Origin of the sequence: Tabrizicola sp., assembly GCF_031377265.1 — a bacterium.
Taxonomy (GTDB): domain Bacteria; phylum Pseudomonadota; class Alphaproteobacteria; order Rhodobacterales; family Rhodobacteraceae; genus JAUYQR01.
This window is the reverse complement of the sequence record NZ_JANMET010000275.1, coordinates 1-3,945: the sequence shown is the minus strand read 5'-3', so window position 1 is coordinate 3,945 and position 3,945 is coordinate 1. Positions and strand designations below refer to the sequence as shown.

Here is a 3,945-nt window from a genome sequence, read left to right as displayed (position 1 = left end):
CCACTGCGCGAGATCTTCCAGACAGCTCTCGGCTTGCCCAAGAGCTTTGCCACGATCGACCTTGATCAGCAGGTTACTGTGCTGAAATATCGTACGGAAATCGCCTTTGGCAGCAACAAGGTCAGCCAGTTTTCCGACCCCGGAAGGATGGAAGCGCTGACCCGCCGGTTTCTGCTGCGGTCTGATACGCAAGACCTCTCCGCCTCCACCTCTCCCATGGCAATTGCTCTGCAGCTTTTGCAACGCTGAGTGATCGATGCACCAACGCCGGCTGAACCGCGTGCGGTCCTGCAGTAGGCACTGCCTACCCTTGCAATCCAGCGCCACGCAAACTGGCGGCGTTCAGGCTGGCGCGCAGCCTCTCGAAGCTACCCGCAATTCCAGTCGCCGGGGCAGATTCCGCAAGAAACGCATCCAACATCGGCCAAAGACGGATCGCCCGGTCAATCACTGGGTCAGATCCGGCGGCATAGAGACCGGCTTGGATCATCAACTCCGCCCGGTCATAGGCGCCGAGCAACCGGCGGGCATCTACGATCATCGCGTTCTCATCCTCGGTAGCAGCGTCCGGCAAAGATCTTGACACCGAACGCAGCAGATCAATCGCCGGGAATCGCCCGCGTTCGGCGATGCGTCGGTCAAGGATCACGTGCCCGTCCAGCACACCGCGCAGGATATCAGCAACAGGCTCATCCATATCGGATCCCGCAACAAGCACAGAAAACACCGCCGTGATGTCGCCAGACCCCTCTGGCCCCGGCCCGGCCCGTTCCGCCAAGCCCATGATCGCATGCGACAGAGAGGGCGGATAGCCACGCAATGAAGCTGCTTCACCTCCGGCCAATGCCACTTCCCGGTGCGCCTCGGCAAACCGGGTCACACTGTCCACCAAAAGCAGCACATGCATACCGGAATCGCGGAAGTGTTCCGCCACCGCCATTGCCGACAATGCACAAAGACGCCGGGTCAGGGGTGACTGGTCCGACGTCGCTGTCACCACCACGGATCGTGCCATACCGGCAGGCCCCAGAACCTTTTCCGTAAACTCGCGCAACTCCCGCCCACGCTCGCCGACAAGCGCAATGACCACGACGTCGGTCTCAACACCCTGCGCGAACTTTGCAAGCAGCGATGACTTGCCCACTCCGGATCCTGCAAACAGCCCGATCCTTTGGCCCCGGACCAGCGGCAGCAGCGTGTCGAACACGGCAACCCCGGTCTCCAGACGCCCGCCCAGCCGGCGGCGTGTCGCGGCTGCAGGTGCCGCCGCGCGCAAGGCCCGGGGCTTTCGTCCGCGCATCAGCGGGCGACCGTCCAGCGGGCGACCATAGGGGTCGATGATACGGCCGATCCAGCTGTTATCCGGCGCAATGTCGCTGCGGCCCAGAAGTTCCACCCGGTCACCGATGGCCATGCCGTCGCCAGGGCCATCGGGCAACACCGTCGCAGCTCCAGGCGCAAGGCGCAGCACCTCTCCCTCCACTCGGCCAGTGCCGCTTTGGATTGCTACCCGGTCGCCAAGCGTCGCCTCATCGAGGCCGATCACAACGACCGTTCCTTGCCGGGTTTCAAGCACCCGGCCAATGCGACGAATGGTGGTGGCGCTGGCAATTTCGGCCAGCAGTCCGTCAAAAACGCTCGCCATGGAATTCTTCCTTTGTTCACGCTTACCCTTTCTAAAGGAATCACTCTTAAGCCTTGATGAAAGCGGTCGAGGGAGAAGCCCACGATGTTCGAGAAACTGGAACTTACACGAATGGCGCAGGCTTTGGCCGCGCATGCCGGGGCCCGGATGGGCGTCATTGCGAGAAACGTGGCGCATGCCGACACCCCGGGATTCAAGGCGCAGGACCTGCCGGAATTTTCCGCGGTGTTCGAGCGATCTGGTGAGAGCATGCGCGGCACGCGGCCCGGCCACTTCACTTCCGCCTCAAGAATGGAAGAGATGCAGACCGAACGGGCTCCAGGGCGTGAGGCACCGAATGGCAACACCGTTTCGCTTGAGGGCGAAATGGTGAAATCAGTCGGGGCACGGCAAAGCCACGAGATGGCGCTGGCGGTCTATCGCGCCACGTCGGATGTCATTCGTGCCAGTCTTGGCCGGTCACGGTAAGGGGCGCAGATGGGCAACGATCTTCTCACCTCTCTTTCTTTCGCGGCCTCCGGGATGGAGGCACAGGCCATGCGTCTGCGCCACGTGTCCGAGAATATCGCCAACGCTGATACACCCGGCTACCACCGCAAGGTGATGAGCTTTGAAGAGGCGATGGACACCGGTCTGGTCGAACCCGGTGCCGTGCGCCTTGACCAATCCGATCTGGTCTCGATCTACGATCCCGGCCACCCGCTGGCCGATGAAACTGGTCACTACGACGGCTCGAATGTCGATCTGGTGATCGAAATCGCTGACGCGCGCGAAGCGCAACGCAGCTACGAGGCGAACCTAAGAATGTTCGATCAGACGCGTCAAATGACGCAGTCTCTGTTCGATCTTTTGCGCCGATAGAGGAGCTCCAGAATGGATATCAAGACCTCATTCGTAAGCCAAGCTTACGCCAATGCCCGAACGGCGGCGGCCCCTCAGCCAAAGGCTGAGGGTGCCACCGAGGGTTTTGCCAAGCTTGCAGACAACTTCATGTCCTCGCTGCAGAACCATGAAAACACTGCCCGTGCCGCTATGACAGGCGGTGCAGACCCGCATGCCTTGGTGCAGGCGCTGGCCTCCTCACAACTTGCTGTCGAAACCGTCGCAACCGTGCGGGATCGCGTTGTCGAGGCCTATCAGGAAATTCTGAGGATGCCGGTATGACCGAGGCGATGATCTTCGACACCCTGCGCCAAGGGCTTTGGGTAGCAGTGCTGATTTCTGCACCGTTGCTTGCCGTGGCGCTGGTCGCCGGGGTCATTGTCGGCCTGTTTCAGGCGCTGACGTCAATTCAGGAAACTACACTGACCTTCGTGCCCAAGGCCGGGTTGATGATGGTTACATTCTGGGTGTCGATGAGCTTCATGACCGCCACTTTGGTTTCGTTCTTCACCGACACCATCATCCCACAGATCGCGGGGTTCTGACATGGATGCCGCAGGCTACACCACGCTCACCCGCCAATCCGGCCTGATGCGGGAAATGTCGATCGTTGCCAACAACATCGCCAACATCTCGACAACCGGGTTCCGGAGCGAGGGAGTGGTGTTTTCTGAGTTCGTCGAGCGGATGGACAGCGACCCGTCGCTCTCCATGGCCTATGCAAGCGGCCGCAACGTGGATCTGGATCAAGCCACGCTCAGCCAGACCGGGGGGACTTTCGATTTTGCCATTCAGGGCGATGGTTTCTTCCTGATCGAGACGCCGCAAGGCGAGCGATTGACGCGCGCCGGCACCTTTACCCCCTCTGCTGAGGGCGAACTGGTGAACCCGGATGGCTACCGTCTTCTGGATGCCGGTGGCGCGCCGATCTTCATTCCACCGGATGCCAAAGGCGTGGCGCTGGCGTCAGATGGCACGCTGTCTTCTGCGGGTCAGCCACTGGCTCAGGTCGGGCTGTGGCAACCATCCGACCCGCTTACGTTGCGCCATCAGGGCGGCACGCTTTTTGCAGCCGACGCGCTGGAACCTGTGGAAGGCAGCCAGATTTTGCAAGGCATGCTGGAGGAAAGCAACGTGGAGCCGGTGTCTGAAATCGCGCGGATGATCACGGTACAACGCGCTTACGAGCTTGGTCAGAAATTCCTGGACGCCGAGGATCAGCGGGTGCGCGGCGTCATTCAGGCACTTGGGCGGTAAGGGGACATCATGAAAGCGCTTCAGATCGCGGCCACCGGCATGGCGGCGCAGCAGATGAAAGTCGATGTTGTGTCCAACAACCTCGCGAACATGTCGACCACGGGCTACAACCCACGCCGCGCAGATTTTGCCGATCTCACCTATCAGCAGATGGCACGCCC

The 3,945-nt window shown here is 61.1% G+C and carries 8 protein-coding genes; 7 read left to right on the top strand and 1 reads right to left on the bottom strand.

Features of this window, described 5'->3' with window-relative positions; genetic code table 11:
- Positions 1-249 (top strand): DUF1217 domain-containing protein (locus tag RMO18_RS15585; RefSeq protein ID WP_309667131.1); only part of this gene is annotated, 249 nt, incomplete at its 5' end.
- Positions 250-304: 55 nt separating this feature from the next.
- Here the strand turns inward: RMO18_RS15585 and RMO18_RS15580 are convergent.
- On the bottom strand, positions 305-1,645 hold the full coding sequence (locus RMO18_RS15580) for a FliI/YscN family ATPase (RefSeq protein ID WP_309667130.1): 1,341 nt from the start codon (positions 1,643-1,645) through the stop codon (positions 305-307).
- 84 nt (positions 1,646-1,729) lie between these two features.
- Here RMO18_RS15580 and RMO18_RS15575 point away from each other — a divergent pair, with 84 nt between their 5' ends.
- The 6 genes from RMO18_RS15575 to RMO18_RS15550 form a co-directional block, all read left to right on the top strand.
- Positions 1,730-2,113 carry a FlgB family protein gene (locus RMO18_RS15575; protein WP_309667129.1) on the top strand — a complete coding sequence of 128 codons (384 nt, stop codon included), beginning with the start codon at positions 1,730-1,732 and terminating at the stop codon, positions 2,111-2,113.
- A 9-nt stretch (positions 2,114-2,122) separates the two neighbouring features.
- Positions 2,123-2,506 (top strand): flagellar basal body rod protein FlgC, encoded by a 384-nt coding sequence (gene flgC / locus RMO18_RS15570; RefSeq protein ID WP_309667127.1) that lies wholly within the window; start codon positions 2,123-2,125, stop codon positions 2,504-2,506.
- Between the two features lie 12 nt (positions 2,507-2,518).
- A complete protein-coding gene (gene fliE / locus RMO18_RS15565; RefSeq protein ID WP_309667126.1) occupies positions 2,519-2,809 on the top strand; it encodes a flagellar hook-basal body complex protein FliE in 291 nt (96 codons plus the stop codon).
- Positions 2,806-3,072 (top strand): flagellar biosynthetic protein FliQ, encoded by a 267-nt coding sequence (locus tag RMO18_RS15560; RefSeq protein ID WP_309667124.1) that lies wholly within the window; start codon positions 2,806-2,808, stop codon positions 3,070-3,072. Before fliE ends, RMO18_RS15560 begins: the two co-directional genes overlap by 4 nt.
- Position 3,073: 1 nt before the next feature.
- The gene (locus tag RMO18_RS15555) at positions 3,074-3,784 is read left to right on the top strand and encodes a flagellar hook-basal body complex protein (RefSeq protein WP_309667122.1); all 711 of its coding nucleotides are present in this window, start codon (positions 3,074-3,076) and stop codon (positions 3,782-3,784) included.
- Positions 3,785-3,793: 9 nt separating this feature from the next.
- Positions 3,794-3,945 (top strand): flagellar basal body protein (locus RMO18_RS15550; protein WP_309667133.1); only part of this gene is annotated, 152 nt, incomplete at its 3' end.

Bases quoted from the DNA above. Each gene is read 5' to 3' on its own strand.
- RMO18_RS15575 (WP_309667129.1), top strand. From the start codon at position 1,730: ATGTTCGAGAAACTGGAACTTACACGAATGGCGCAGGCTTTGGCCGCG.
- flgC (WP_309667127.1), top strand. From the start codon at position 2,123: ATGGGCAACGATCTTCTCACCTCTCTTTCTTTCGCGGCCTCCGGGATG.
- RMO18_RS15580 (WP_309667130.1), bottom strand. From the start codon at position 1,645: ATGGCGAGCGTTTTTGACGGACTGCTGGCCGAAATTGCCAGCGCCACC.
- fliE (WP_309667126.1), top strand. From the start codon at position 2,519: ATGGATATCAAGACCTCATTCGTAAGCCAAGCTTACGCCAATGCCCGA.
- RMO18_RS15560 (WP_309667124.1), top strand. From the start codon at position 2,806: ATGACCGAGGCGATGATCTTCGACACCCTGCGCCAAGGGCTTTGGGTA.
- RMO18_RS15555 (WP_309667122.1), top strand. From the start codon at position 3,074: ATGGATGCCGCAGGCTACACCACGCTCACCCGCCAATCCGGCCTGATG.